We start from the raw sequence: 25,566 nt of genomic DNA on the forward strand, positions 1-25,566 counted from the left end.
CCACGATACTAGCCCGCCTCCACCAAGTGCTCGTCTAGAAACCGGAAACCCCAACCGGGCCCCTCGTGCGCGCGCGCAAACCCTCCCTCCATGCGAATTGGGGAGTCGATCAAGGGGTCCACCCAGTCGAACGACTCCGCGCCCCGCACGTTTGCCACCGTGGAGAGCAGCGGCACGTCGTACTCCTTGTAGAAGTGCGGCAGCACGGGCAGTCCCCGCTCCTGCGCAAGCGAGGCGGAGGCCATCCAACCCGTGACGCCCCCGAGGCGCAGAATATCGGGCTGCCACAGGTCAAGGGCCTTGCGCGGTCCCGACAGTTCGCGCAAAGCCGTGAGGTCGAACTCGCGCTCGCCCATGGCCAGTGGGATGTCGGTCTCGCCGTTCAGAGCGGCGTAGCCGTCGAAGTCCGTGTGCTCAAGGGGCTCCTCGAACCACCCGATATCCAGCCCGCGCGCCCGCTTGGCGAGCTGGATCGCCCCGTCCAGGTCGAGACCTTGATTGGCGTCCATCAACAGCTCGACGTGCGGCCCCACCGCCTCCCGGACCCGACGAAGCCGCTCCAGGTCGTTCTCCAAACTCGATCCGACTTTCACCTTCACCGCCCGGAACCCGCGCCCCACGTAACCCCGAGCCTCGTCGATCAGCTCCTCCACCGAGTAGGAGAGCCATCCGCCGCTCCCGTAGAGGGGCACTGGAGCGGGATTGCCGCCCAGCAGCTTCCACACCGGCACTCCCTGGGCGCGCGCGAGCACGTCCCACATCGCGATCTCAATAGATCCGAGCGCCCACCGATTGAGGCCGGGATTTCCGAAGTACTCCGAAGCCCGCTCCCACTCCTGAACCAGGCCCTGAACGTCCGCGGGGTCCCACCCCTCGGCCATCGCGGCGGCGTCTCTCAGGGCGCCGCGAATGGCGTTGGGCGAGTAGTGGAACGCGAGCAGGTACGCCTCTCCCACCACGCCGGTGTCGGTGGTGAGCCGCGTGACGAGGAACCCGATCTCCGGGATCGCGTGCGTGCTGTCGGCGATGGGCCTCGATAGGGGAGAGAGCGCCTTGAAGAACCGGACCTCGCGGATCTTCACGCCCGGCAGCCCTCGTCGAGGCTGGGCGCGTCTTGGTGTTTGTACATCACGAAGTACTCGCGGTGCCCCAGGGCCTCGGGTTTGGAGGGCGTGCCGGCGGCCACCTGGACAACCAGGGACTCCAACTCCTTCCCCGCTTCTTCCAGGGTCACGGACCCTCCGAGCACCCGCCCTGCGTCGAAGTCCATGTCCTCCTCCATGCGGCGGAACGTCTCGCTGTTCCCCGTCACCTTAACGAGCGGAGCGATCGGAGAACCGATCACGCTACCCCGACCCGTGACGAACAACACGATTTGGGACCCTGCGGCGATGAGATCCATGATCCCTTCCGTGTCGTTCGGGTTCGTGTAGCCGAACTGCATGAAGTGCCCGTCCGGCACGCTGTCGAGCAGCCACAAACCAGGACCCGGGGGCTGTTGCGCGACCTTGATCACTCCCTCGATGGGTCGCGAGCCGCTTTTGGCGAACGCGCCCATGCTCTTCTCCTCGATCGTGGTGAGGCCGCCCGCAAAATTGCCGGGCGAGACGCTGTACTGGCGCACGTCCCGGCAGTAACGCTCGGCCTTGTCGTACGCCGCGGCGATCTGGGTTGCGGCCGAAGGATTCGCGGCGCGGGCGACCATGATGGCGCGCAGCCCGATCATCTCCACGGTCTCCTCGAAAATCGCGGTGCCTCCCGTATCGACCAGGCGGTCGAAGAACTTGCCGACCACGGGATTGCCCGCCAGCCCGCTCGTGCCGTCGCTTCCGCCGCACTCGCATCCCACCACGAGGTCGGCCAGGGTCATGGCCACCCGCGGGGTCTCCTCTCGGATTCTCTGGCGCATGGCATGCACGATGCCCTTGCCCTTGGCGATGCCGCTGCGCGTGCCACCCGCGTCTTGGATCGAAAAGGCTTCGGTCGGCCGCCCCGTGGCCGCCACGGCTTCGGCGATCTTTGCGGGCTGGGTCCACTCGCACCCGAGCCCCACGGCCAGCACGGCGCCCACATTGGGGTGGCGCGCCAGGGCCAGCATGAGCCGAATCGCGTAGGGGTTGTCGTAGCACCCGGGAAAGCCCACGACGTGCACGTCCTCCTCCCCCTCCCCGATCGCGTGGGCCACGAACTTCGCGCACTCGACGGTGTAGATGACGAGCACGAGGTTGCGCACGCCCTTACGCCCATCGGGCCGCAGATAGCCTTGCCACGTCTCACACATAGGGAGTGTCCGTCGCGGCTCCGGTGTGCAGGTCGAGCGTCTGGCTGCGGGCATCGAGCGCGCTGACGAGGTTGTGCAGGTGCACCCACTGCCCCGGTTCGATGTCGGCGCCCGCCACGCCGATGGGCACCCCGAACTTGACCACCGGTCGCCCTCTTGGGATGGGTGCCAAGGCGACCTTGTGCCCGAGCTTTACGGCCTCGAGCAGTTGCAGGGTCCCATTCCCCACCACCTCGACCGCACCGGGCTCCGCATCGTCGAGCAGCGTCGCCACATTGTCGTCCGGGTGCACGCGGAAGGCGCGGGGGATCACGCCGCGGCTCCCTGCTCCTTCTTCGCCGGCAGCAGCAGGTGGATGATCGCGAGGGCCGCCAGGTACGCGACCGGCGCGAGGACCATGATCGTCGAGTAGCTGTGGGTCTCCTGCAGGACCTTGCCGACGTAGAGCGAGAAGAACATGCCCATCGCCGAGCCCGCCAAGCCACCCATGCCGACCACCGAGCTGACCGAGTGGCGCGGCAGCGTATCGGAAACCAGGGTGTACAGGTTGCACGACCAGCCTTGGTGGGCCGCCGCGGCCAAGCCGATCAGCCCGACGGCGCCCCAAGCCGTGGGGACGTTCGCGGCGAGGGTCACCGGCACGACGCAGAGCGCGCATCCCAACATGACGATCTTGCGGGCGCGCACCGGATCCCAGCCGCGTTTGATGATCGAGGAGGAGAGCCAGCCGGCGCCCACGCTTCCGACGTCCGCCAGCAGGTAGATGGCGATCAGCGGCAAGCCGATGTTCTTGAGATCGAGGCCGAACCGCTTGTCGAAGAAGTCGGGCGCCCAGAAGAGCCAGAACCACCAGATGGGCGAACCAAAGGCCGTGCCGACGATGAACGCCCACGCGCCTTTGACCTTGAGCAGGGACGCCCACGACGCGCGCGTATCGGGATCCGGCGGGTCGCTCTGGATGTGCGCGAGTTCCGCGGGCGAGACGCTCGGGTGCTCTTCGGGCCGCTTGTACACGAGGAGCCAAGCGATCACGAACACGAGCCCGAACGAGCCCGTCACGTAGAACGCCGAACGCCACCCGTAGCTGAGCGTGAGCCATGCGACCAAGGGGGGCGTGAGGACGGGGCCGAAGTTCGAGCCCGCGTTGAAGATGCCCGTGGCCAGTGCGCGCTCCTTCTTCGGGAACCACTCGGTGACGGCCTTGACCGCCGCCGGGAAGTTGCCGCCCTCCGCAAGACCGAGCGCGCCTCGGACGAAGCAGAACCCGAATACGGAGCTGACCATGCCGCCCGCGGCCGCCGCCAAGCTCCAAAGCGTGACGCTGAGCGTGTACCCGCGGCGCAACCCGATGACGTCCATCAGCCGACCGCCAAAGAGGTAGCCCATGGCGTAGAGGGCTTGGAAGGTCGCGGCGATCCAGCTGTAGTACTCCTCGGCGTGGTCCGGGCTCCACGCCAACTCGGTCGTCAGCGTGCCTTTGAGCAGGGCGATGACCTGGCGGTCGATGTAGTTGATCGTTGTGGCGAAGAACAGGAGGACGACGATCCACCAGCGGAATCGGCCGATGATCGCGGCGGGACCCGGCGAGCCAGAGGTTTCGGGCATGTCGTCGTAGGTTACACCGATTGCCCTAGGCATGGGAACCTATGCGGGCGCTCGTCAACCCGCGCGCATGCGCGCCCGCTTGCGAACCTCGGACCAAGTGACCAGAGGGCGGACGACGGGGTCCAAGACCCGCATCCGTCCCAACGCCGCGAGGCGGTGCCGCCGCAGCCACCGGGCCTGGCCCTTCAGCCCCGGGTGCCTCTCGACGTTCCACTTCTCGGCAAACCGATCCAGGCTGCGGTCGTTCCACTCGGGCGACCAGCGAAGGAGGTGGTAGGCGAAGTCCGCCCGGCTTTCGGGCCTGGCGGGCGAATACGTGACCTTGGCGGACGGTTCCAAGTAGACCGAGCCCCCCTGCTTCTGGGCCAGCATGCAGAGATCCGCATGCTCGGCGGCGCTCAGCAGCTCCTCGTCCAACGGCCCAAGGGCCTTCAGCGCGCTCGAGCGCACGAGCATCGTGTGGAACTCCACCATGTCGACGGCCTCGCGGCGCAGCGCGCCCGCGTGGTCTCCAAGCCTCTGGTTCGCAAGCCGATGCGCCTCGTGAAACACGCGGCGGCCATCGACCTCTTGGATTTCCAGATCCCCACCCGCCATGTGGATCACGTCGGTGCCGGGGGGGCCGATCATGTAGAGGGGGCCCACGATCCACGCTCCGGTCTCGTCCGCGCACGCGACCAGTTTCTCGAGCCACCCCGGATCCACGGTCACATCGTTGTCGACGAAGGCGACGAACTCGGTTTCGAGCCGCGCCGCCGCGAGGTTTCGCGCCTCGTTGGGGCTCAGGAAGTGCTCGGTCCGGATCAGTTCGAAGTGCTGAGCCGCCGACTGTGCCCGAAGGTAGTCCCTCACTTCGGGAGGCGATCCCCCGTCGACGTACACGAGCTTGTGGGGAAACGTGGTGTTCGACAGCACGCTCTCGAGCGACTGCCGCGTGAAGCTGAACCGTTCTCGAGGCACGATCGCGACGGTGACCCGCGGTTCGGGGCCCTTCGTTTCTAACACGGGTCGGCTCCTTGGCCGGCCCGGGGAGGCACCCGTCCCGCCACGGACCTCCCAAGCAACCACCTTTCGGCTCGCCACGTGACCTTTCGCATCGCTTCCACCCCTCCTGCTCCCACCATTCTAAAGGAGTGTCCTATCGAGCCGCAAGGCAGTCCGGGGGCGGGTCGTGTCTGGGCCGGAGGTAACGTGGGGCCATGGGGCCGATCGTCGTCGAAACGGCCGCGCGCTGGCGCGACTACGCACCCCTTGTCGAGGCGCTTGAGCCCGGCGTTCCGGGTCCCGAGGCGCTGGCGCGGCGGGTGCTTCTGGACCCGAATTTCGAGCCGGGCGGTGCGCTGGTGGTCCGCCGAGGCGGCGAGGCCGTCGGCGGCGCCGTCGCGATCGCGCGGAGGGTCCCGTTGGAGAACGCCCCGCCCGACGCGGAGCGCGGCTATGTCACGTTGCTCGCGGTCGATCCACGGCATCGCCGCCAAGGGATCGGGGGCGCCCTCGTCGAGGCGGCCGAGGCTTACCTCGCCGTGCGGGGATGCACCTCGGTGTGGGTGTCGCCCTATGCGCCGGGCTACTTTGTGCCCGGCGTGGACGTCGAGGCGCACGCGGAGGCCCTTCGCCTGCTCGCCCGCCACGGCTACGGCGAGGTGTACCGGCCCTTGGCGATGCGGACTTCGCTCCCGGCGCTCGCCTCGCCATCCTGGGTGGACGACCGGGAGCGGGCCTTGGCGCCCGAGTACGGGGTCCGTACCTTCAGTCCCGACCTGGCGTTTCCACTCCTCGAGTTCGTCCAACGGGTGTTTCCCGGCGACTGGGTGCGGGTGGTGCGCGAGACGGGCGCGCGCATCCTGCAGGGCGAACCGCCGACGCGCCTCTTCGTCGCGGTCCGAGCGGACGGGCGGGTCGTCGGCTTCTCGCACCACGAGGCCGACCGGTTCGGACCGATCGGGACGGACCCCGAAGTGCGGGGCCTCGGGCTCGGCCAGGTCCTGATGTTCCGCACGCTCCACGCCCAGCGCGCGGAGGGTCATGCCGAGGCGTACTTCCTTTGGTCGGACGACCGAACGGCGCGCCGCCTGTACGACGCCGCCCGCTTTCGGGAGTGGAGGCGTTTCGCGGTCCTCAAGAAGTCGATTTCGCCGCGTCCGAGCCTCGTCTGATGGCGTTCGGCAGGAGGGTGCGGCCCGCATCGTGAACCTCGGACTATGCCGGAGATCGACATCCTTGCGATCGGGGCCCACATGGGCGACGAAGTCGCCTGGGGCGCGGCGTTGGCGGCGCACGCGAGGCAGGGCCTCTCAATCGGTCTTCTGCACCTCACTCCCGGCGAGAAGGGACACCCGACGCTGCCTCCCGAGGCGTACGCGGCGCAGAAGCGGGAGGAGGCCGCCGCGTGCGCGGCGCGGCTGGGCGCATCGATCTGGGCGCTGGACCACCGAGACGGGGAGTTGCGGGACGACGACGCGCTGAAATTCGAGGTGGCCGACGTGTTGCGCGAGGCCCGTCCCAAGGCGGTGGTGACGCACTGGGCGGGCAGCATGCACAAGGACCACGCCGCGGCGCACCGGCTTCTGGCGGATGCGATCTTCTACGCGGCCCTTCCGGGGTTCCAGCGCGCGCTGCCGCCCACACCGGGCCCGCGGGTCTTCTACGGAGAGAACTGGGAGGACCTGGAGGGTTACGAGCCAGAGGTGTTCGTCGAACTGCTCGACGAGGACCTGGAGCGGTGGGAGGAGGCCATGCGGTCCTACGCGCTGTTTCGGGGTGGCGTGTCGAAGTTCGAGTACCTGGACTACTACCGCGCCCTTGCGCGCGCCCGCGGTTGCGAAACGGGCTTTCGGTACGCGGCGACGTTCGCCGTTCCGCCCCGGGCCAGGCGCCGACGCGTCCCCTCGCTGCTGGGTTAGGCCCGGGAGTGACGGACACGCGCGCGGCGCCCTTCTAACGACGGGTGGTGGTGGCGCTCCAGGCCGAGGCGACGGCTTGCGCCAGCTCGTGGATGGGGTGGTTGCCCCCGGTGTTGGTCATCACCGCCACGACGCGACCGGCCTTGCGGTCGATTGCCAGGTACGAGCGGCACCCTTGCTGGGCGCCGCCGTGCACGGGGTTGCCCTTGGCATCCAGCGCCCAGCCGAGGCCGCGCCCGGTGTCCAGCCCGTCGATGATTTGCCGCTGGAACATGAAGTCGGTCGTTTGGGGGCGCAAGAGGCGGTTTTCGAGCACCGCCATCGCAAACCGCGCGAGGTCGGGCGCGCTCGCCTCCATCCCTCCGCCCCCGCTCTTCCACGAGATGTTCTCCTCGCGGGTCTGCCTCAGGGCGACGTTCAGGGCGCTTAGTTCATAGAGCGCCGAGCGCGCGGGGTCCGGCTTGGAGCGGTCCTCCAGGCGCAGGCTCTGCGCCCCGGCGGGCGCGGCGACGCGCCGCCGCACGATCTCGGCGAAGTTCCCTCCTCCCGCGATCTCGACGAGCCGGGCCACGAGGCTGAACGCGTGGGTGGAGTAGGAGACCTTTGCGCCGGGCTGGAACAGGAGCGGATCGTCCTTGAACACGTCGAGCGAGCTTTTGACGGTGAACGGCTCGAAGAACACGTCGGACTTCCCCGCCGCGTAGTGGCGGATCCCCGACGTGTGCGTGAGCAGGTGCCGAAGGGTGATCCCCGCCTCCTTGTGCGGCCACTCGGGAACGAGCGCGGCGACCGGCGCGAACAGCGAGAGCTTGCCCGACTCCACGAGCTGCATCGCCGCGACGGCCGTGACGGGCTTGCTGATCGAGCCCAGCCGGTACACCGTTCGCGCCGACGCCCTCGTCTTCGCCTCGCGGTCTTGGAATCCGGAGCCCGTTTCGAAGTGGGTGCCGTCCCGTTCGAGCACGGCCGCGGACGCTCCCACGAGGTGGTGCTCGGCCACGTAGGCGTCGAGCGCCTTCTGGACGGCGGCCTCGCGGCTTTGCGGGAAGGCCGCGGCGGCGGTGAGGGCGGCGAGGCAGGCGAAACCAGAGCGAAGTCGCATCACCTCCCCGTTCTACCTTCGCGCCGCGCCTCCCCGGCCAAAGGCCTCGCGCACCAGGTCCATGCGTTTGAGCAAATCTGGCGGCAGCGCCTCGCGTTCATGTACGATGGCCCGCTGTTCTTGGGACGCGTCTTGACGAACGGCGCCATCGATTGGCGGTCCCAGTTCCAACGACCGAGTTCAGCATCCAGGAAGCGACGCGGATAAGGCGTGGGAAACGCAAACGCCGCTCACTGCTCTCCCGCCTGTCGCCGCTAGCTGGAGCTCTGCCGCTTCGAATGATGTCGACCAGATAGAGGTCATCCAGCCGCATAGACAACGCGGGCCTCCTGGATCACGCGGTCGCGGATCACCCATTTGAGCTGTTCCGGCTCGGCGAAGATCGACCTTTCGGCGCATAATGGGATTAGGCTGGCCCAAGCCACAGTGGTTCGGCCAAGGCAGGGATGATCCTACCAGGGGCACTGTCCGCCTATCGGCAGGCCAAGGGCGCTTGCGGTGCCTCGACCACTTATTGACGCAACGAGGTTCGGTGCCCTTTTGGGATTGCGGGTGCTGAGGAGCTTATGAGACAATTCGTCATCGCCGCTGCGCTACTGGCAGGCGCCGCCGCGGCACGTGCGCAGTGGACGGTTGAGATCCTTCATCCAGCGGGAGCGAGCGAGTCGCACTTAAGCGCCGCCGGAGTTGGGCAGCAGGCGGGATATGCCCTGGTTTCCGGGAACAACCGGGCGAGCCTGTGGACAGGGATGTCTTCCTCATGGGTGGACTTGACCCCTGTTGACGCGGACAACGCGACCATCGGAGGCGTCGCCGGAGGCCAACAGGCGGGTGGCGTGAGCGTGGGTCGCCGCGGCCACGCAAGCATTTGGACCGGCACCGCTGCCTCGTGGGTGGACCTGCACCCTGCCGGCGCGCGCTCTTCGGCAGCACACGGAACCGACGGTGCCCGGCAGGCGGGTGAGATCCGACCCGGCATCGGACCTGAGCTTCATGCCGGACTCTGGAGCGGGACGGCATCGTCGTTTGTGGATTTGAACCCAGCGGGTGCGAGTTCATCGATTGCCTACGGCATCGAGGGAGGCCAGCAGGCGGGGTATGCGGTCGTGACCACCGAGATCGCGCACGATCACGCGAGCCTATGGACAGGTACGGCGGCCTCTTGGGTGGATCTCAACCCGGCGGGGGCGTACGACTCGAGGGCCCTCGACGTACAAGGGGGCCGGCAGGTTGGTTGGGCTTTCACCGGCGTGGGGAACCACGCGAGCCTATGGAGCTCAACCGCGGCCTCTTGGGTGGACTTGCACCCCGTGGAGGCCCTCAGCGGCAGCTCCTTCGCGACGTCGGTGTTCGGGGAGTTGCAGGCTGGCTACGCCTACTTCCCCGGGATCACGAAGGCTGGCATCTGGAGCGGAACGGCGGCCTCATGGGAGAGCTTGAACGGTTATTTGCCAGCGGAGTACACGAGCACGCAAGCGAATGATATTTGGAGCGATGGAGCCTCCATCTACGTAGTCGGGGAGGCCTACAACAGTGCGCAAGGCCGGATCGAGGCAGTGATGTGGCAGCGTCCCGTGCCCGAGCCCGCGAGCCTTCTGGTTTTGGAGGCAGGTCTAGCCGCGCTCGCTGCCCGCCGAAAGCGTCATGGCAACAACCAGCGTCCGAGGTCCGTCCGTCGGCCAACCGGGTTGGGAACCATGCTGAGCAAGAAGTGGTAGGCAGGATCGCAAGGCGTCATCCAGGTGAGGGCAGAACTGGCTGAACCACAGCCAACGTGCGCGACGTCGATCGCGCATCCGCCAATTTCAAGCTTGGCGACAAGAGACTTGGACGATAAGCTGCGAAAATGAAAACGCCCTCCGAGTGCTGGAGGGCGTATTCATCGTTCTTGAACCTGAAAGGAGTGGTGGACCGTGAAGGACTCGAACCTTCGACCCGCTGATTAAGAGTCAGCTGCTCTACCAACTGAGCTAACGATCCACGCTTCGAAAACGCATTTTACCCGACCACGTCCCGACGTCTTGGAGCACACTGGACACGTGGACGATGGGCGACTCGCACGGTGGGCCGGAGCGTACCGGGCCGTCGGGTGCCGGCCCCTCGACCCCGAAGAGCGCGCCGCGATCGAAGCGCTCTTGCGCCGAAGCGAACGGTCCCGACGACTGGCCGTTCAGATCCCAACCACCGTCGTCGCCGGGGCGCTCGGGCTCACCGCCCTCGGCTATGGCATGCAGTGGTGGGGACTGGTGATGTGGGTCCTCGCGTTCTTCTCGATCGTCATTGGCCCCCCCGTTTGGCTCGATGGGGTCAAAGCGGTGAAACTCCATAGCGCCGAACTCGAGGACGGCCGCGTTGAAGCGTTCGCAACCGAACCAGGAGCTCCCCCTCAGCCCCCCTTCGAGGCCCTTCGCGGCTCCGGGCGCGTCCTGAGCTGGAACGGCGTGCCCGCTCGGAAACGCCAGTTCGTCCACGCCGTGTCGGTCGCGTCGCCACCCAAGACGCGGCGCAGCGCCTCCATGCCGATGCGCATCGCCGCGATCCATCCCTCAGCCGCAGGCGCACTGGCCGAGCGCACCCTCTCCGACGACGAACACCGCGAACTCGCATCGATCGTCCATGGGCTCTCGCCCCTTCGCAACCCCCTCGCTCTCGTCGGTTGGGTCTACGTCGGAGCGCTTGCCGCCAACGGACTCTCAAGAACCGCCGAGGACCCCTCCCACCTCGTAGTCGGGGCGATCTTCTCCGCCCTCTGGATCTTCATCTCCACCCTCCTCTCCCGACGCTTCAGCCTCTATCGACGGCTGTCTCGCGACCTTGTCCAAGGCGTCACCTACGCGTCCACGTCCTCCGGCGTGACCCTCCGCACAGGGCGGGGCGAACTCGTCGACGCCGAGTTTCTTCCCCACTCCCGGGCCCTCTGGACCGTCGAAGGCGAACCCGCGACCTGGCGACGCGGGTAGGTGGTTGGTTGTGGTTCACGCAACGAACGCAAGGAACGCAAAGGGGTTGGGCTATCCTTCCACCATGAGCACGCCCACCGTGAAAGAACTCCTTCGGGACTCGCTGCAGAAATCGAAAACCATGTACCTTCAGGATCTGGAGGCCATGTCCCACGAGCATCTGTCCAAGTCGCCGGGCGGCAGCGCGCGAACGCCCTACGACTTCACCTACGAAACGGCCGTGGTGAACCGAAGGATCGCCAAGCGGCTGCGCGGCGAAGACCCCGGTCCTCCGCCGTTCGGAGAGTGGCCCGTCGCCCCTCCCGAATTCCAGGACAAGGACACCGCGATGAAAGAGTTGGAAGCCTCCGCGAACGACGTGATCGCAGGGTGGGACGCGACGCCCGAGCACAAACTCACCGAGAAGATCCCGCTGCCGAAGGGCGAGACCTCCCCGCTCGACATGGCGAAGCTCGCCGCCGTGCATATGAGCTACCACGACGCGCAACTGAACAACCACCAGGCCATCTGCGGAGACGACCAGGTGCACTGGAAGCAGGACTAGCCGCCGCCAGACGGGGGGTCGCACAGAGAAGAGCGCGACGCCAGAGGGCATCCGCCGCCGCAAGCCCCGACTCCGGGTGGACAGACGAACTCCCCCAAATGAATCCAAGGGGTGCGAGCGAGTGTTTGGGGCCGGCTTCATCGCCGAGCAAAGCGTGGCCCTGGAATTGAGGCAAGAACCCTTCGTTCCCAAGGTATCGTGCCTTGCGTGCCTACGATTCGGCGAGCGACCGCTGCGGACAGCCCCGACGTCGTTCGTGTGATTCGCGCCGTGTACGACGAGTTTGGCTTTTCGTGGGATCCCGAGGCGTATCATGCGGACCTTTACGACCTTGAGGGCCACTACTTCGCCAAGGGGTACCCCTTCTGGGTCGCCGAAGCGGACGGCCAGGTGATCGGCACCTCGGCTCTCGCGCTCTTTCCCACGGTGCCCGGCAGCCCCGGTTCGGTCGTGCAGGACGGCAGCGCCCGGCGGCTCGCAGGTACCGACTGCGCCTTGGAGCGCCTGTACGTGCACCCCACCGCGCGCCGGGCAGGAGCGGGCACTGCCCTCCTCACGGCAACGATCGCCGCCGCGCGCGAACGGCGTTGCGCGGCGATGGAGATTTGGAGCGACAAGCGATTCGAAGACGCCCACCGGCTCTACGGACGCCTGGGCGCAGAAACGGTCGGCGACCGGATTTGCCACGACCCCGACCAGAGTCCCGAGTGGGGCCTCATCCTCCCCCTCTAAGGGCCCCCCGATTCCCGATTCCCGTTTCCCGTTTCCCGATTCCCGTTCCCCAGCATTTCCCCTATACTGAGTGCGTTAAGGTTGCTTTGAGGCACCTTGTGCGAATGAAGAGGAGGACCCTGTGCGAATCACACGAATCACGCTTTTCGTCACCCTAACCGCCGGAGCCGTCTTGGCTCCCGCCCAGGGACGCTTGATCGCGGTCGACAGCAGCCGCGCTCTCTACGACATCGATATGACCTCGGGGGCGAAGACCCAGTTCGGAACCGTAAGCTCCAACGCCAGCACCACCGCGGGACTGGCCTACGATGCCGCTTCCGGCACGATGTATCTCACGTCGTCGGGCAACGACTCGCTTTTCACACTCGACTTGGGGACCGGCAACGCGACTCTCGTGGGAGCGTACGGTGATTCCTCGATCGTGATGCATGGTCTTGAGTGGGACAGCAGCACCGGCACGCTCTATGGAGTCTCGGGCGCGACTACCAACCAGAACACGTACCGCATCAGCACCACCACGGGCGTTGCGACGGCGTTCGGCAATACGGGCCTTACGTCGTTCAACAACCTGGGCTACAACAGCGATACCGACACGATGTACATGACCAACAGCGGCACGGACAGCTTCTACCTGTTCAACCGCACGACTGGCGTACCCACCCTGATCGGGGCCCTGGGCGGCCCGACCAATCCAAACGGTCTCGCCTACAACCCGGACAACGGTTTGATGTACATGGTGGACAACAGTACGGACAATCTGTACACGATCGACATGTCCACCGGCGCGGCAACCTTGATCGGCTCGACCGGCACCGGCAACCTGCTGGGCCTTGCCTACGTGCCCGTGCCCGAGCCGACCACGATGCTCGCCCTCGGCCTCGGCGCCGCTGCCCTTTTGCGACGCCGCAAACGATAAGGAAACCGGGAATCGGGCTTCGATGGTTTTGCCCGATTCCCGATTCCCGTTTCCCGATTCCCGTTTCCCGATTCCCGTTTCCCGTTTCCCGTCACAAGCAACCTTCCCCATGCCTGCGGCGTCTTCAGAGGAAGGAGACTTCTGACCAAAACCATGTTTCGAACTGCCAACCCCTCGATGAAGGAGCAGGTCTACACCGACCGCGCCGGGGCTTTCGAAGCTCCCATGACCGTGACCGGGACCGTGGGCAAAACGGGCATTCTGCTCGCGATCCTCGTCGCCACCGCCGCCTTTGGCTGGACCCAGGCGTCGATGCCGCTGATGCTGGCAGGGCTTGTGGTGGGGCTGATCCTCGCGATCGCGACGATCGTGAAGCCGCAGTGGGCGCCTATCACCGCGCCCTTCTACGCGGCCGCGGAGGGCCTGCTCGTCGGAACGATTTCCGTGATCTACGCCACGATGTTCGCCGACTCGAAGTGGTCGAACATCGTCCCGCTGGCCGTGCTCAGCACCTTCGTGGTGTTGGCGGTGATGCTGGGGCTCTACCTGACCCGGATCATCCGCGTCACGGAGACATTCCGCATGGTCGTCATCGGTGCGACGGCGGGCATCATGCTCACCTACCTCGCGACGCTGGGTTTGAGCTTCTTCTTCCCGGGCGTTTGGAACCTGGCCATCTACCAGGCAGGCCCGATCGGAATCGTCTTTTCCGTGGGTGTGATCGTGATCGCCGCGCTCAATCTCGCGCTGGATTTCGACATCATCGAGACGGGCGTGGAGGCCAAAGCCCCCAAGTACATGGAGTGGTACGCCGGCTTTTCGCTGCTGGTGACCCTCGTGTGGCTCTACCTGGAAATCCTCCGGCTCTTCTCGAAGCTGGCCAGACGGTAAGGCACGCCCGTCGAGCGGGCGTGCCTCCCGCACTCCCGCCTGGCTAGCCGCCCCCGCCGCCGCCACCGGCCCTTCCGGCTTTGCCGCCCTTGCCCGCGCGATCGGTCTTGCGATCCGTAGCCCCGCCGCCGTCCTTTCGCAGCTTCTCAAGCGCGGCGCGCATGAGCTCCTGGTACTTCTTCAACTGCTGCTCGGTGAGCGTCGTCTTCACCGTCTCGCGATACTCGGTCTGCAGTTTCTGGGCTTCTTCGCGGAATGCGGCGCGGTCCTTGGTCTCGCGCGCCTTCTCCATGAGCTCCTTGAGCCCGTCCTGCAGCTTCTTCTGAGCGGCTTCGAGCTTGGACTGCTGGCGCTTGTTCAGATTCAGCTTGGCCAGCACCTCTTGGTTGATCTTCTGCATCTGCCCAGCCCGCGCCCGGTTCTGCAACTGTTGGCCCTGACCTTGACGCTGACCCTGGCCGAGTCCCTGGCCCTGGCCGCCGTTCTTGGGCCCGGCGGCTTGCGCAAAGGCGGCCGTGACGAGGCTTCCCGCAAGCGCTGCGGTGGTGATGAGTGTGATAACTATCTTCATTCCTGTTGACTCCCGATGGGATACCGGCAATGACGCTCGCCAAAAGGCACGGTTCACCGAGACCCAGGACCGTCTCCCGATTCCCGTCTCCCGATTCCCGTCTCCCGGCACCGAGTATCCTCTCGAAATGATTCGGGTGTCGGACCTCACGCACGCGTTCGGCGAGCGCGTGGTCCTGCGCGACCTCGACCTCGATATCGAAAAGGGCGAAATCGTCGCGATCATGGGGACCAGCGGCGGGGGCAAAACCACGCTCCTCAAGTGCATCACCGGGCTTCTCACCCCGACCCAGGGCACCGTCGAAGTCGCCGGCATCGACGTCCGAAAGGACCCCGAGGCGGCCCGCCGGAAGATGGGCATGGTCTTCCAATCCGCGGCGTTGTTCGACTATCTCGACGTGGCGGGCAACGTGCTCTTCGGCGTTCGCCGTTGGCTCCACCTCGATCGGGACGCCGAGCAGAAGCTGATGCGGGAGACGCTGGCGACCGTGGGGCTGGAAGGCGTCGAGACCCTCATGCCGAGCGAGCTGAGCGGCGGCATGCGCAAGCGGGTGGGCGTCGCGCGCGCGCTCGCGCTCAACCCCGACGTCATGCTCTACGACGAGCCCACGACAGGCCTCGATCCCATCACCACTTACACCATCGACGCGCTGATCGTCCAGGTGAGGAAGACCTTTGGAGCCACAAGCGTCGTCGTGAGCCACGACGTCTCCTCGGTGTTTCGCGTGGCCGACAAGATCGCGTTCCTCGAGGGGGGCGAGTTGTCGTTCACCGGCTCGCCCCAGGCTTTCGCGGCATCGGAACGACCCGCCATTCGCGAGATGGTCGAGAAGGCGCGCGCCGAGACGTTCGGGTAGCGAGGAGGCGTCAGCGCGCCCGGCGGACGGTGGAAGGGCTCGTGTGGAACCGCGCGGCGAACGCTCGCGAAAAGTGCGAGAGACCCGCGAATCCCACCGCTTCGGCCACCTCGGAAACCGACAGGTCCTCCTCAACCAACATCTGGCGCGCGCGCTCCAGTCGGATGGCGACGAGATACTTGTGGAACGGTTGCCCGGTCGCCTGCTTGAACAGGTGGCGGAAGTGCGACGTGCTGAGGCCGAGCTGCTTGGCCACGGCCGCGTCGGTGAGGCTCTTGGCAAAATGCCGATCCACGATCGCGAGCGCGCGGTCCACGAGACGCCCCGAGGGCCCGTCCGATCCGTTCACCATGGGCGCAACAACGCGCTCCACCCACTCGTGCGCCGCAGCGGCGACCGCCTCGCACGACGACTCCGCATCCAAGGCCCGCGCGGCCTCCAACTGGACGCGGTGCAGCGATCGCGGGCCGCCGGCCTCCAGCATCGCGGCCGTCACGACGGCGAGAAACGTCAGCGCTTGACCCCGCGCCTCGTCGAGATCTTCGGCCTCCAGGAGCCCCTCCTCGAGCTGCGCGAGCGCGTCCTGCAGGCGGATCCGGTTCCCCGAGCGCACGATGCCGCCCAGCTCCTCGAGTGCGATCCGCCCGCGGGCCGAGTGGAAGGGACACCCGCGGGCCGGACGGTATTCGAACAGCACGTCGAACAGGAGGAAGGACGCGGGGCTCCCGAGGTCCTTGAAGCGCAGATGCGTTCCGCGCAGGCCGGGTGGGATGTCGATGGTCAGGGCATCGACGCGGCAGCGCTCGCCCTCGACCGAGCAATCCCCCAACGTCTCGACGCTCGCCCCGTCGCCGCTCAGTCGGACCCGGTCGGAAAGTTCTCGCGCGTCGCTATAGTGCCTTCCGTTGATCAGATTGCACCGAAGCAGGACTTCGCCGTTGGCCATCAGATGCACGGTCGCGCCCAAGGTCCCTTGGCTCTCGAACTCGACTCCGGCCCATCGAGCAAACACCCCGACCAGATACACGCGGCACAGATCGCCCACGTCGGAGGGGAGCGGCACGTCCAGCGTGTAGGCGCACGCCCGGGCCGGATGGCGGCGCGAGGGCCCCCCATTGCTCTGCCAAGCGGGCTCCCCTCCCAACTGGAGATCGCGCAACGCCCCGGGCGGGTCGAAGCGCAGGCCCGTGTCCGAGCGTGCGAATCGTCCGCGAACCAGTTGCGTCGTGGGCTCCGGACCGAACTTCAAACGAGCCTCAGTTGGAGAGCTGGACCGTCGTATGCGGCAGGTGTCCGAAGAGGGACTCCCGAAGGCCCTTCACCCGAGGCGAGATCAGCTCCGCATCCCGCTGGAAGTAGATGGGCACCCAAGCGGCGTCCTGCAGCGCAATGTCCTCGGCCTCCGCATAGAGGTCCAGGCGCCGCTGCTCGTCCATGGTGCTGTCGGCCTCCTTGCAGAGCGCGTCGAACCTTGGGTTCGAGTAGCCGATCCGGTTCTCCGGCCCATACGGGTACGTGCCGAGCATAAAGCTGAGGAAGTTCTCGGGGTCGAGATAGTCCGCCGCCCAGCGCATGTGCACGGCTTGGTGCTCGAACCGGTTTCGCGCCTCGAGGAACGCCCGCCACTCCATCGTCCGGAGGGTGACCTTCACATTGAGGTTCTTGTCGAGCTGACTGGCCACCGCCTCGGCCACGATGCGGATGTCGGGCCGCACTTCGCGGAACGTCAGCTCGAAGGGGGGCAAGCCCCGCCCTTCCGGATAGCCCGCGTCCGCCAGGAGCTTCTTCGCGCCCGCCACGTCGTAGGGCAGCCCTTTGGCGTTCTCTCGGTGCCCGAGCACACCGGGCGGCACGATGCAGTTCGCCACCTGGTTGATGCCGCCCATGATCTTGTTGACGATCGTCTCCTTGTCGATCGCCATGGCGATGGCCTGCTTCACGCGTCGGTCCTTGAACGGCGGGTACTTCAGCTCGTTCATCGCGATGTACCAGACGGCGGGGCGTGGGAAGAATTTGAGCTGATCTTTGAACTGCGGGTCCTTGCGCAACCCGTCCACGTCCTGCCGCTCGAGCATGACCAGGTCGATCTCGCCGGCCTTGAACTTGTTGAGCCGCGTCGCGGCGTCCTTGATCACGGGCCGTTCGATCTTCTCGATGAGCGGCGCGCCTCCGTGATACTCCTTATTCGCGGCAAGCACGATGATCTGGTCGGGCACGTACTGGTCTGCCTTGAACGGGCCGGTTCCGATCATCTCCTTGGCGTTCTTGATCTCCTCCATCGGCACATCGCCCTTGGGCAGGACGGCGTTGACGATGTAGGTGAGCTTGCCGATGAAGTAGGGGCGCGGCTTGTCGATGCGGATCGAGAGCGTCAGGGGATCGACCACCTGGATCCCGGAAATGTCCTTGGCGGTCCCGGCGATCTTCTCTTTGACTCCGACGATCTCGCCGAGGTAGTTGGGTGCGGTGGAGCTCATGAGGGCGGGACTGCACGCGCGCTCGTACGTCCACTTGAAGTCCTCGGCCGTCAGGGCCTTGCCGTTGTGGAACTTGACTCCCGGCTTGATCTTGAACGTGTAGAGCGTGCCGTCGTCGGAGATCGTCCACGATTCGGCGAGCAGGCCGACCGGATGGTTGTCCTCGGACCAGTTGACGAGGCCCTCGTAGACCTGTTGCAGGAGGTCGATCGTGTCGCCGTCCTCCACCTTCCCGGGGTCGAGGGACGTGGGGTTGGTGACGATCGGGTACCGGAAGACGTTTTCCTTGCCGGCTTGGGTGCGTTCGGAGAAGTCGCCTTTGCCGCAGCCGGCGACCACGAGGGCCAGCGACGCGAGCAGGAAGAGAGAGGCCTGTCTCATCCTTTTAGTTTACTCGGGGGGACGGGAATCGGGAATCGGGAATCGGGAGTCGGGTCAGCTCACCCCGGGGGCGGCTGAGGAGGGCCCCACCTCCCGGTTCTCAGAAACTGCTCGATCACGGCCTTTCGCAGCTTCGGAGGGTTCTTGTCGAGTTGGAGGTAGCGCCTCAAGTACTGACCCGCCTCCTTAGGCGATTCGACTACACAGGCCCAGCCCGCAAAGTACTGTGCCTCCGCCCAGTCCGGTTCGAGACGTGCGGCCTCAATTGCATATTTGCGGGCAAGCGGCAAATCAGCCCGGTCCTCGGCTGGCACCGGCAGTTCCTTCCCGTGTCCGTCCACCATCCGCTCGACCCCACTGCTATAGGCTTCCGCCAACATCAGCCGGCCCCTGGCCTCTTTTGGGTGCCCGTCCACCCAAATTCGAAGTGACTTGCGCGACTTCGCGATCTCGTTCATCGCGTACATGGCGCCTGAGTAGAGGACGATCATCTCTCGCCGGTCCTCCCCGGGGGGAAGTGGCTGCAAGAATAGAGAGCCGTACCAGCGGTCCGCTTTCGGCGAGAGAGCGTTCCGTGTTCCGGTGTCACCCATGATAGCCATGACTAGGTTGTAAGCAACCACGTGACGGGCGGTGCCCTTATGGGGAACGCGTCCACCTCCACGGTCAATCTCCTGTTTCCGTAGTGCTGTCACTTTGACCGCGACTTCATCTGCCGCCGATGACAGGGTGCCGACCATCTTGGCTGTGATCGCCATGCCCCAGATGTGAAACGGTGAATCGTCGTCCTGTCGGTAGAGGCCGCGAAACCCTTTCCAGGCTTCCTCATAGCGGCCTGCCTCAAGGGCAGCGATCACCTTTCTTTGGAACGCAGACGGCTTCTTCGGGTATGCGTCCGACGCCGGCACGCAACCACAGGGATCCAAACTGGATACGGACCAGTCCCCTTTGCCTCCAGCGCTGGAAACTGCAATGAGGCACCAAAAGGCTAAGGCGAAGCATAGCCTTCCGGCGCGAAGTCTATTAGGGGTACGGTAGCCAATGGAGACGGTATCTGTGATCATTACGTTCTGCATCCTCTTTGGTCGCACTTGCCCATCTATCCATCTGCATATCCCGAATACCCAAGAATCCGTTGTCTCCGTATGCTAAGAAGAACCCGGTTTTATGCCGCCAGAAGTTCTGTTTCTCTATGCAGAACTGAAGGTTGTTTGGTCCGGGGTTGACAGTCATGGAGTAGCTTTGCGTTCTAGTCACCGAAGCGGTTTGGCCGTACTCCCCCGAAATGCTCAGCGCGCGAAGCAGAGGGTGGGCTTTGGCTAACGCTTCCCCGCTCAGTCCCACCTTCACGGCCCAAGTGATCGACGTCTCATACCCCGAGGATTCTGTAATGGTGACCGGCCCATACGGATTTCGAACCACCCATCCGCTCACACAGCCGAAGTCGCTGCTCTTCTCCACATCCGAGGTCCAGACGGGAAACTCCCACGGCGCGTGGATCCTCACCTCGACGCTTCCCGACTCGGGAATCTGATCCTGATCGATCATGTGGAATGCGTTGTTCAACGTGATCGGCCCGGAACGAATCATCTGGACCACCTCGTCCCCGCTGTAATGCCGGTAGACCTGCCCGACGGTCCAGTGCGACATCTCGACGTCCGTCCAATCCCAGGCACCCGTGGGCCCGTTCCAAGCGCCCCAGGGCGCGGCGATGAAGACCGCTCGTGCCATCCCGTAGGGCGCGGAGGACCCCGGCGGTGGAATCTCCACCCCGTTGCCCGGACAGATGAGGCCGATGTCCATCTTCAGAATCCGGGGATCGATCTGCTCGTTGGGCACCGGGGCGTCGTGAAACCCGATCGTGAAGGTCGGATCGGGAACCCCCACCACCTCGAGGGTCCGATCCGCCACCATCTGCTCCGTCGTCCGCGCGTCGGCGTAGGCATGGGCGACCAGGTCGGTGGCCGAGGCCTGCGCGAACTTCGGGATCCGGATCTCGGCGTGCCCGTTCGCATCCAACGGAATGCGCCTCAAGACCGATCCGAACTGCTTGAGAACGATGTCGAAGAGTTCGGGGTCCGGTGTGTCGACATCCGTCGGCGTGTCCAACCCGTTGTTGATGCTGATCGTGCCCAGCGGCTTGGTGCCCGCCCACGCAAAGGAGGTGATTCGGATCAGCACGCTCGGAGGCGGATCCCCCACGCCGATCCACCGAACGTCCAACACGGACTCTCCTTCGCTCGTCATCGACACGTCGCGGGGCACGCCCGTCTGGTTGGTCGCACCCGGAAGGGGGAAGAACTGGTGGCTCTGCCAAGGAATGCGATCGACCCGATTGACCGGTTGGCCACCCTCCATGACCCAGGAGGAGACCGTGTCCGTTCCCACCGAGTTCACGGTCAACGCCCAGTTCGCCGGATTCCACGGCCGGTCGTCCCGCTCAAATCCAGTCCCGACGCCGCCCTGGGCAAGGGCCGCTCCGAAGGTCGCGGCGAACGCGGCGACAACGCTAACTTCTCTCAACATGGACATGACTTCTTTCCTCGCAAAAGAGGATATCACAAAAATACTTGAGGCGCAAGTATTTTTGTGACGGGAATCGGGAGTCGGGAATCGGGAGTCGGGCTACAAAGTGGCTTCGTACGCCTGCGTGGCCGCGGGCAAGGGGCGCTCCAGCACGTGCCGCCATGTCGCGAGCAGCACGCGCAGGCACTCCTCCACGAACTTCAGGTTCCCCGGCGGCGCGTCCAGCTCCGCGATCCGATCGAGACCCATCAGCGCTTCGGCCCGGGTCTGGAACGCGTCCTGGTACTCGTGCGCCTGGCCGTCCGAAACCAACCCGCCCGCCTGCGGCGAAAACCAGGGCTTCCCCGAAACCAGTGCGCTTCCGTTCGACGCGCACCGCGCGAACGACGGCTGGAAACCCGCCTCGCGCAGCAGCGCGACCTGCGCCCACACCAGCGCCACCGCGGGCTTCTCGTGCCGCTCCAAGGCCTGCAGCACCCGCAGCAGCAGCTCGTACGCCCCGGGATCGCCCTCCTCCCAGGGAATCACCGCCTCGAACAGCTCCGCCATCGCAAGCGCCATCGCCAGGCGGTCGTAATCCGCGCGCAAGCCCGGAAACGAGCTGGAGGGCTGCGCCTGCGTCACGAACCGGTTCACCTTCCCCACCGCGACCTGCAGCACGACCGCCACGAGCGGCTCCGACGAGCCCGCCAGCCGCGATCCGCCCTTGCGCGCGCCCTTGGCCACCACGTCGAGCTTCCCGTGCTCGCGGCTCAAAACCGTGAGGCGCCGGTCGCTCTCTCCAGCGTCCCGGCGCCTCAGCACGATCGCGTGCAGGGTCAGCTCGTGCAGCGCGTCATCCTCCGATGCGCAAGACCGTGTCGCGCAGCCACTCGATCCACACGAAGTACATCCGGTCGATCAGCAGCGTGAAGCGCATCATGACCGTCGATCCGAAGATCGCGCCGAAACCGACCATCAGCAGCCAGCGGCCCGACGTGGTCATCCCGCGCATGAACCGGTTCTTGAAGTCGAACGAGAACAAGAAGTACGAGATCACGCACAAGACCGTGATCACCATGATCAGGTTCGTGAGCGCCTGCGAGACGTACACGTTCCCCGCCACCGCCGCCGCCTGGTCGGGCGTCATCCCCTCGGTCGAAGGAACGAACGGCGGGCTCCACGTCGTGGGCACGATCGGCCGCAGGGCCGTGTTGATCTGCGCCCCGTACCGGTTGAACCACACCTGGACCTGCTGACCCGACCACAGGCCGATGATGATTCCGATCGGAATCCGGCTGAGCCAGTTGTGCTTCTTCGAGAACACGGTATAGCCCGCCAATCCGATCGGAAGCAAGAACGCGTACGCCCAAAATCCCGGCGTGTCGGGTCCGCCGCTCTCCGAGAGCGAACCGACCATCTTGTCCCACCACACGTCTTTGAGCGTCTCGGTCCAGAGGATCACCAGCGCCCAGCCCGCAGCCAAGCCGAGGAACAGGTGCTCGAAGAACCGGTAGAACTTGTTCTCCTTCCAGAGCACGCTGTAGAGTCCGATGGTGGCGATCACACCCACCGTCAACTTGATGAGTTTGTAGTCCATCCTATTTCGGCTCCTTGCGGCTCAGGTACATGCCGATGTTTCCGACGACGATCGCCAGGATCATCAGGGTGAGCGCCACGTGGAGAGTCGGGTAGTACGCCTTTCCCTTGCCGGCGTTCGCCATGCCGGGGAACCCCGGGACCGGCTCCTTGTGCTTCTCGTCCACCACCTTGGGCTTGCCCGGAGGGGTGTTGATCCCGTCCTCCATCATCGTCTCGATGTCGTAGACGCCCTTCAGCCCCACGCAGATGCCCTGCATCTGGCCGGACGAGTAGTACACGATGCTCTCCGGTCCCATCACGCCCGTGACCATCGCCCCGAGGGTGACCTTTCCGTAGAGCCGCTCCACGATGATGTCGAAGGTCTTCGACGCCGTGACCACCAGCAGGAGCGGGACGTCGCCGACCTTGGACACGTTCTTCAGCACCGGCGATTGGAACACATCGGTCTGCGGCTGGCCCGGCCCGGGAGACTCGGTGCGGCCGGCGAACGCCTTCCGAAGGTCCGTGGCGATCGCGTTGTTCATGCCCTCCGAGTTCGGGAAAAAGCCCAGGCTCACCCAGTCGTTCCACCGCTCGTACGGGCGCCCTCCCGCCGCCGCCTGCTCCTTGCTCACCTTCTCGATCGTGTCCCGCGCGACTTGGGGCGCCTGCGGGTCGGCGGTCGCGTACACCGCGAACTTGATGTTGCGGCGCATGAGGATCCGAAGCAACGCCTCCATCTCGCCCATGCTTTCGCCGCGCGTCGACTTCGTCCAGTCGCTCTCGATGAGGATCGTGCTCCCCTCGGGAATCGACATCACCATCCGGTAGAAGTCCATCGACGCCTGCACCGGCTTGTTGGGTACGGGCACCGAAACGAACGCCGGAATCGTCGTGCAGACGATCAGCAGCAGGTAAAGCCACTGTCGCTTGACCGACATCATCTTCGCGCCGAGCGACGCTTCCTTCGGGGGAGGAGTGGGATCTGGAATAGCCATCAGCTGCTCACCGCCGTTTTCTCAAGGCTCAGCCAGAGCCGCAGGCCCATCGCCAGCGCTCCGATACCGATGCCGAAGTCGATTCCCCGCAGACTCGGCGTCTGCAAGGTGTTGCTGATCCATTTCACGATCTCCGTCAACTTGAAGTTGTCGGCGAACCCGGGAGCGGTCGTGCCCTTCATCGAGTCGATCGCTCCGTTCCACGCGTACTCGAGAGCCCCCATCAGGCCGAGCATGATGATGAACGCCGTCGCCAGCATCAAGGTGGCTTCGATCGACCGGATGCGGAACGCCCGGTACGCCGCGGAAAGCACGTAGAACGCGATCAGCGAGAACATGCCCGCGTCCATCTCCTGCAGCAGACCGTCGAACAGCAGGTCCTTGAAGCGCGCCGCCCCCCACCCGGCCTCGACCGTGACCGCGGTGCTGTTCGGATTCTGGCTGAGAATCCAGTCCCAGTAGCCCGCGGCCGCCATGGCGAAGATGCTCACCAGAAGCACGGCGCTGAAGAACGCGTCCTTGTGGCCCTTGAACACCCGCTGGCCGTGGATGCGGAGCAGCGAGTAGATGCCGAGTCCCAATAGGAACGCGGTCAACACGTTCGAGAAGTTGCTGACCACCGTGTTGGCGTCTTCAAGCCAGAACCCGACGCCGTCGACCAGCCCCAGCGGCAGATCGCCCGGCTGCCGGTTCACGGGCTTGGGCCAGAGGTAGAAGAGGACCCAGTAGAGGCCCGCGACGAACGTGACCGTCGCGACGACCGGCTTGCGGACCCGCGACGGCGCGGCCATCAGCACGGCCAGTCCTGCAAAGCCGAGGACCAGCGCGATGCCGATCTTGGTCCAAAGCTCGGCCGAACCGTTCGGCGCGTTGAAGAAGGAGTCCGGAATCGCCTGGGCGAACATCATTGGCCTTCACCCTCGTCGCCACCCGGCGCCGGCACGAAGTTCGGGTCCTTCTCGCGCACGATCTGCTTGTCCGCCTCGGCATCGCGCTGCGGGTTGAACATGCGGGAGAAGAACGTGTCGGAGATCTTCATCGGCCGCTCCGGAACGTCCACCAATTTGCCATCCTTCATCTCCTTCGAAGTCATCCCCAACAGCTGCATGCTGTTGAAGAGGGTGCCGATCACGATGGCCACCATCACCAGCACCTTGCTCCAGTCCTGGCCCACGAGGCTGCCCACCAGCACGGGCTCGCGGCTCAGGTACGCGCTGGCCGCGTAGAACTCGTCGCCGATCAGCACGTAGTCGCAAGCGGCGATGAAGAAGGGCGTCTGCGTCTTCTCGGTCGAGCCGGCCACCTGGATCGCGCCGACCGAGTTGGCCGTCTCAGCGAAAATCATCGATTCGGCGAAGAACTCGCCGAGGAAGAACGCCGCCGCGGTCTGCTCGCGGAGGATGATGCCGGACACGCCGGCCGCCATCGCGAACTGGCGGTCCGAGATGAACCGGACCGAGTCCATGTCGTACCGGTCGGCAAGCCCTTCGGAGGCGTACACGTCGCGAATGATCTCCTGCGCGACCGTGTAGACCGCCGCATCGGCGCAGCACAGGCGGATGGGGTTCGCAAACTTCGCCGCGGTGCGCGTCACGTGCGCGAAGATCTGCAGCGCCTGCATCGAAATCGCGTTCAACGTCCCCAAGCCCGGCACCATCAGCACGGGCCGTCCCATCTCCGTCGCACGCCCGATCGCTTCGTCGATCGCGTTCAAACCCGCGATGCGCCGAATGTAGAGGTCCTTCCCTCCCTTCGCGCGAAAGATGTTGAATAGGATGAAGAACACGAGGGTCAGGGTGACCGCGATGCTCACCCATCCTGTGTCGCCGTATTGCATGATTCCTCCGTCTCGTCCGTCCTCCCCTGCGCGATCTGATCGAGCAGACGATCAATCAGCTCGCGCTTGGAAAGAAGCCGAGAATAGTTGTTCACAAAATCGAACCCTAAGAAGGGGACGGTGAATGGCGCGAAAACGATTGCCGCGTGTCCGCCAACGTTGGCCAGGGGTTTGTGCATCTCCAACATCACGGTTGCGGGCACCTCAAGCTTCCGCCTGCGGATCTCCTTCACTGCTTTCTGGATCAGCGCCTCGGATTCCTCCTCCGTCAGCTCGTTCTCCCACAGATTGAACATCTTTGCCCCAGTACGCGCTTATCTTAGCGAGAACCGCCTCTCGATGCGCGCCGAACCGCACAAATACGCCGCGAAAGGGCGCCATTCGCCCCGATTCCGCGAGCGGCGAGAGCTTCACGCCCTCGTCGTC

General features: G+C 65.4%; 26 protein-coding genes and 1 tRNA gene. 9 read left to right on the forward strand and 18 right to left on the reverse strand.

The window, feature by feature from the left end; translation table 11 throughout:
- Window positions 1-8: 8 nt before the first annotated feature.
- The 5 genes from M9921_09720 to M9921_09740 are packed head-to-tail and all read right to left on the reverse strand — an operon-like array spanning window position 9 to window position 4,891.
- Window positions 9-1,082: a mandelate racemase/muconate lactonizing enzyme family protein gene (locus M9921_09720; protein MCO5297122.1), complete on the reverse strand. Its 1,074-nt coding sequence runs from the start codon at window positions 1,080-1,082 to the stop codon at window positions 9-11.
- Complete coding sequence (locus M9921_09725; GenBank protein MCO5297123.1) at window positions 1,079-2,281, reverse strand: UxaA family hydrolase; 1,203 nt, start codon at window positions 2,279-2,281, stop codon at window positions 1,079-1,081. The genes M9921_09720 and M9921_09725 overlap by 4 nt, the downstream gene beginning before the upstream one ends.
- The gene (locus M9921_09730; GenBank protein MCO5297124.1) at window positions 2,274-2,594 is read right to left on the reverse strand and encodes a UxaA family hydrolase; all 321 of its coding nucleotides are present in this window, start codon (window positions 2,592-2,594) and stop codon (window positions 2,274-2,276) included. Before M9921_09730 ends, M9921_09725 begins: the two co-directional genes overlap by 8 nt.
- Window positions 2,591-3,886, reverse strand: a complete 1,296-nt coding sequence (locus M9921_09735; protein ID MCO5297125.1) for an MFS transporter — start codon at window positions 3,884-3,886, stop codon at window positions 2,591-2,593. The genes M9921_09730 and M9921_09735 overlap by 4 nt, the downstream gene beginning before the upstream one ends.
- Before the next feature lie 54 nt (window positions 3,887-3,940).
- Window positions 3,941-4,891 carry a glycosyltransferase gene (locus M9921_09740; protein MCO5297126.1) on the reverse strand — a complete coding sequence of 317 codons (951 nt, stop codon included), beginning with the start codon at window positions 4,889-4,891 and terminating at the stop codon, window positions 3,941-3,943.
- A 194-nt stretch (window positions 4,892-5,085) separates the two neighbouring features.
- Here M9921_09740 and M9921_09745 point away from each other — a divergent pair, with 194 nt between their 5' ends.
- Window positions 5,086-6,042: a GNAT family N-acetyltransferase gene (locus tag M9921_09745; GenBank protein MCO5297127.1), complete on the forward strand. Its 957-nt coding sequence runs from the start codon at window positions 5,086-5,088 to the stop codon at window positions 6,040-6,042.
- A gap of 45 nt (window positions 6,043-6,087) precedes the next feature.
- Window positions 6,088-6,789 carry a PIG-L family deacetylase gene (locus M9921_09750; GenBank protein MCO5297128.1) on the forward strand — a complete coding sequence of 234 codons (702 nt, stop codon included), beginning with the start codon at window positions 6,088-6,090 and terminating at the stop codon, window positions 6,787-6,789.
- Between the two features lie 34 nt (window positions 6,790-6,823).
- Here M9921_09750 and M9921_09755 read toward each other — a convergent pair whose 3' ends face one another.
- Window positions 6,824-7,891, reverse strand: coding sequence for a beta-lactamase family protein (locus M9921_09755; protein ID MCO5297129.1), 1,068 nt, complete (start codon window positions 7,889-7,891; stop codon window positions 6,824-6,826).
- A gap of 566 nt (window positions 7,892-8,457) precedes the next feature.
- On the opposite strand from M9921_09755, the gene M9921_09760 reads away from it, so the two are divergent.
- Window positions 8,458-9,609 carry a hypothetical protein gene (locus tag M9921_09760; protein MCO5297130.1) on the forward strand — a complete coding sequence of 384 codons (1,152 nt, stop codon included), beginning with the start codon at window positions 8,458-8,460 and terminating at the stop codon, window positions 9,607-9,609.
- A gap of 186 nt (window positions 9,610-9,795) precedes the next feature.
- Here the strand turns inward: M9921_09760 and M9921_09765 are convergent.
- Window positions 9,796-9,871, reverse strand: a tRNA-Lys gene (locus M9921_09765).
- Window positions 9,872-9,930: 59 nt separating this feature from the next.
- Between M9921_09765 and M9921_09770 the strand changes: the two genes are divergently transcribed.
- The 5 genes from M9921_09770 to M9921_09790 all read left to right on the forward strand — a co-directional run bounded on the left by M9921_09770 (window position 9,931) and on the right by M9921_09790 (window position 13,934).
- Window positions 9,931-10,851 carry a hypothetical protein gene (locus M9921_09770; GenBank protein ID MCO5297131.1) on the forward strand — a complete coding sequence of 307 codons (921 nt, stop codon included), beginning with the start codon at window positions 9,931-9,933 and terminating at the stop codon, window positions 10,849-10,851.
- 64 nt (window positions 10,852-10,915) lie between these two features.
- A complete protein-coding gene (locus M9921_09775) occupies window positions 10,916-11,395 on the forward strand; it encodes a DinB family protein (GenBank protein ID MCO5297132.1) in 480 nt (159 codons plus the stop codon).
- 207 nt (window positions 11,396-11,602) lie between these two features.
- Window positions 11,603-12,127 (forward strand): GNAT family N-acetyltransferase, encoded by a 525-nt coding sequence (locus M9921_09780; GenBank protein MCO5297133.1) that lies wholly within the window; start codon window positions 11,603-11,605, stop codon window positions 12,125-12,127.
- 121 nt (window positions 12,128-12,248) lie between these two features.
- Window positions 12,249-13,043: a PEP-CTERM sorting domain-containing protein gene (locus tag M9921_09785; GenBank protein ID MCO5297134.1), complete on the forward strand. Its 795-nt coding sequence runs from the start codon at window positions 12,249-12,251 to the stop codon at window positions 13,041-13,043.
- A gap of 153 nt (window positions 13,044-13,196) precedes the next feature.
- The gene (locus M9921_09790) at window positions 13,197-13,934 is read left to right on the forward strand and encodes a Bax inhibitor-1/YccA family protein (protein ID MCO5297135.1); all 738 of its coding nucleotides are present in this window, start codon (window positions 13,197-13,199) and stop codon (window positions 13,932-13,934) included.
- 43 nt (window positions 13,935-13,977) lie between these two features.
- Here the strand turns inward: M9921_09790 and M9921_09795 are convergent, their stop codons facing one another.
- Window positions 13,978-14,505, reverse strand: a complete 528-nt coding sequence (locus M9921_09795; protein MCO5297136.1) for a hypothetical protein — start codon at window positions 14,503-14,505, stop codon at window positions 13,978-13,980.
- Window positions 14,506-14,632: 127 nt separating this feature from the next.
- On the opposite strand from M9921_09795, the gene M9921_09800 reads away from it, so the two are divergent.
- Entirely contained in the window at window positions 14,633-15,361 is a 729-nt protein-coding gene (locus M9921_09800; protein ID MCO5297137.1) for an ATP-binding cassette domain-containing protein, read from the forward strand.
- Between the two features lie 10 nt (window positions 15,362-15,371).
- Here M9921_09800 and M9921_09805 read toward each other — a convergent pair whose 3' ends face one another.
- The 10 genes from M9921_09805 to M9921_09850 form a co-directional block, all read right to left on the reverse strand.
- Window positions 15,372-16,610: an AraC family transcriptional regulator gene (locus tag M9921_09805; protein MCO5297138.1), complete on the reverse strand. Its 1,239-nt coding sequence runs from the start codon at window positions 16,608-16,610 to the stop codon at window positions 15,372-15,374.
- A gap of 7 nt (window positions 16,611-16,617) precedes the next feature.
- Window positions 16,618-18,219 carry an ABC transporter substrate-binding protein gene (locus M9921_09810; protein ID MCO5297139.1) on the reverse strand — a complete coding sequence of 534 codons (1,602 nt, stop codon included), beginning with the start codon at window positions 18,217-18,219 and terminating at the stop codon, window positions 16,618-16,620.
- Window positions 18,220-18,278: 59 nt separating this feature from the next.
- On the reverse strand, window positions 18,279-19,076 hold the full coding sequence (locus M9921_09815; protein ID MCO5297140.1) for a hypothetical protein: 798 nt from the start codon (window positions 19,074-19,076) through the stop codon (window positions 18,279-18,281).
- A 166-nt stretch (window positions 19,077-19,242) separates the two neighbouring features.
- Window positions 19,243-20,751, reverse strand: coding sequence for a hypothetical protein (locus M9921_09820; GenBank protein ID MCO5297141.1), 1,509 nt, complete (start codon window positions 20,749-20,751; stop codon window positions 19,243-19,245).
- Window positions 20,752-20,844: 93 nt separating this feature from the next.
- The gene (gene recO, locus M9921_09825) at window positions 20,845-21,549 is read right to left on the reverse strand and encodes a DNA repair protein RecO (protein MCO5297142.1); all 705 of its coding nucleotides are present in this window, start codon (window positions 21,547-21,549) and stop codon (window positions 20,845-20,847) included.
- Between the two features lie 31 nt (window positions 21,550-21,580).
- Entirely contained in the window at window positions 21,581-22,324 is a 744-nt protein-coding gene (locus M9921_09830) for a hypothetical protein (GenBank protein ID MCO5297143.1), read from the reverse strand.
- 1 nt (window position 22,325) lies between these two features.
- Window positions 22,326-23,303, reverse strand: coding sequence for a hypothetical protein (locus tag M9921_09835; protein ID MCO5297144.1), 978 nt, complete (start codon window positions 23,301-23,303; stop codon window positions 22,326-22,328).
- Window positions 23,303-24,211, reverse strand: coding sequence for a hypothetical protein (locus M9921_09840; protein ID MCO5297145.1), 909 nt, complete (start codon window positions 24,209-24,211; stop codon window positions 23,303-23,305). The genes M9921_09835 and M9921_09840 overlap by 1 nt, the downstream gene beginning before the upstream one ends.
- Window positions 24,208-25,140, reverse strand: coding sequence for a hypothetical protein (locus M9921_09845; GenBank protein ID MCO5297146.1), 933 nt, complete (start codon window positions 25,138-25,140; stop codon window positions 24,208-24,210). The genes M9921_09840 and M9921_09845 overlap by 4 nt, the downstream gene beginning before the upstream one ends.
- A complete protein-coding gene (locus M9921_09850; protein MCO5297147.1) occupies window positions 25,113-25,436 on the reverse strand; it encodes a hypothetical protein in 324 nt (107 codons plus the stop codon). Before M9921_09850 ends, M9921_09845 begins: the two co-directional genes overlap by 28 nt.
- Between the last annotated feature and the right edge of the window lie 130 nt (window positions 25,437-25,566).

Source organism: Fimbriimonadaceae bacterium, assembly GCA_023957775.1.
GTDB lineage: Bacteria > Armatimonadota > Fimbriimonadia > Fimbriimonadales > Fimbriimonadaceae > JAMLGR01.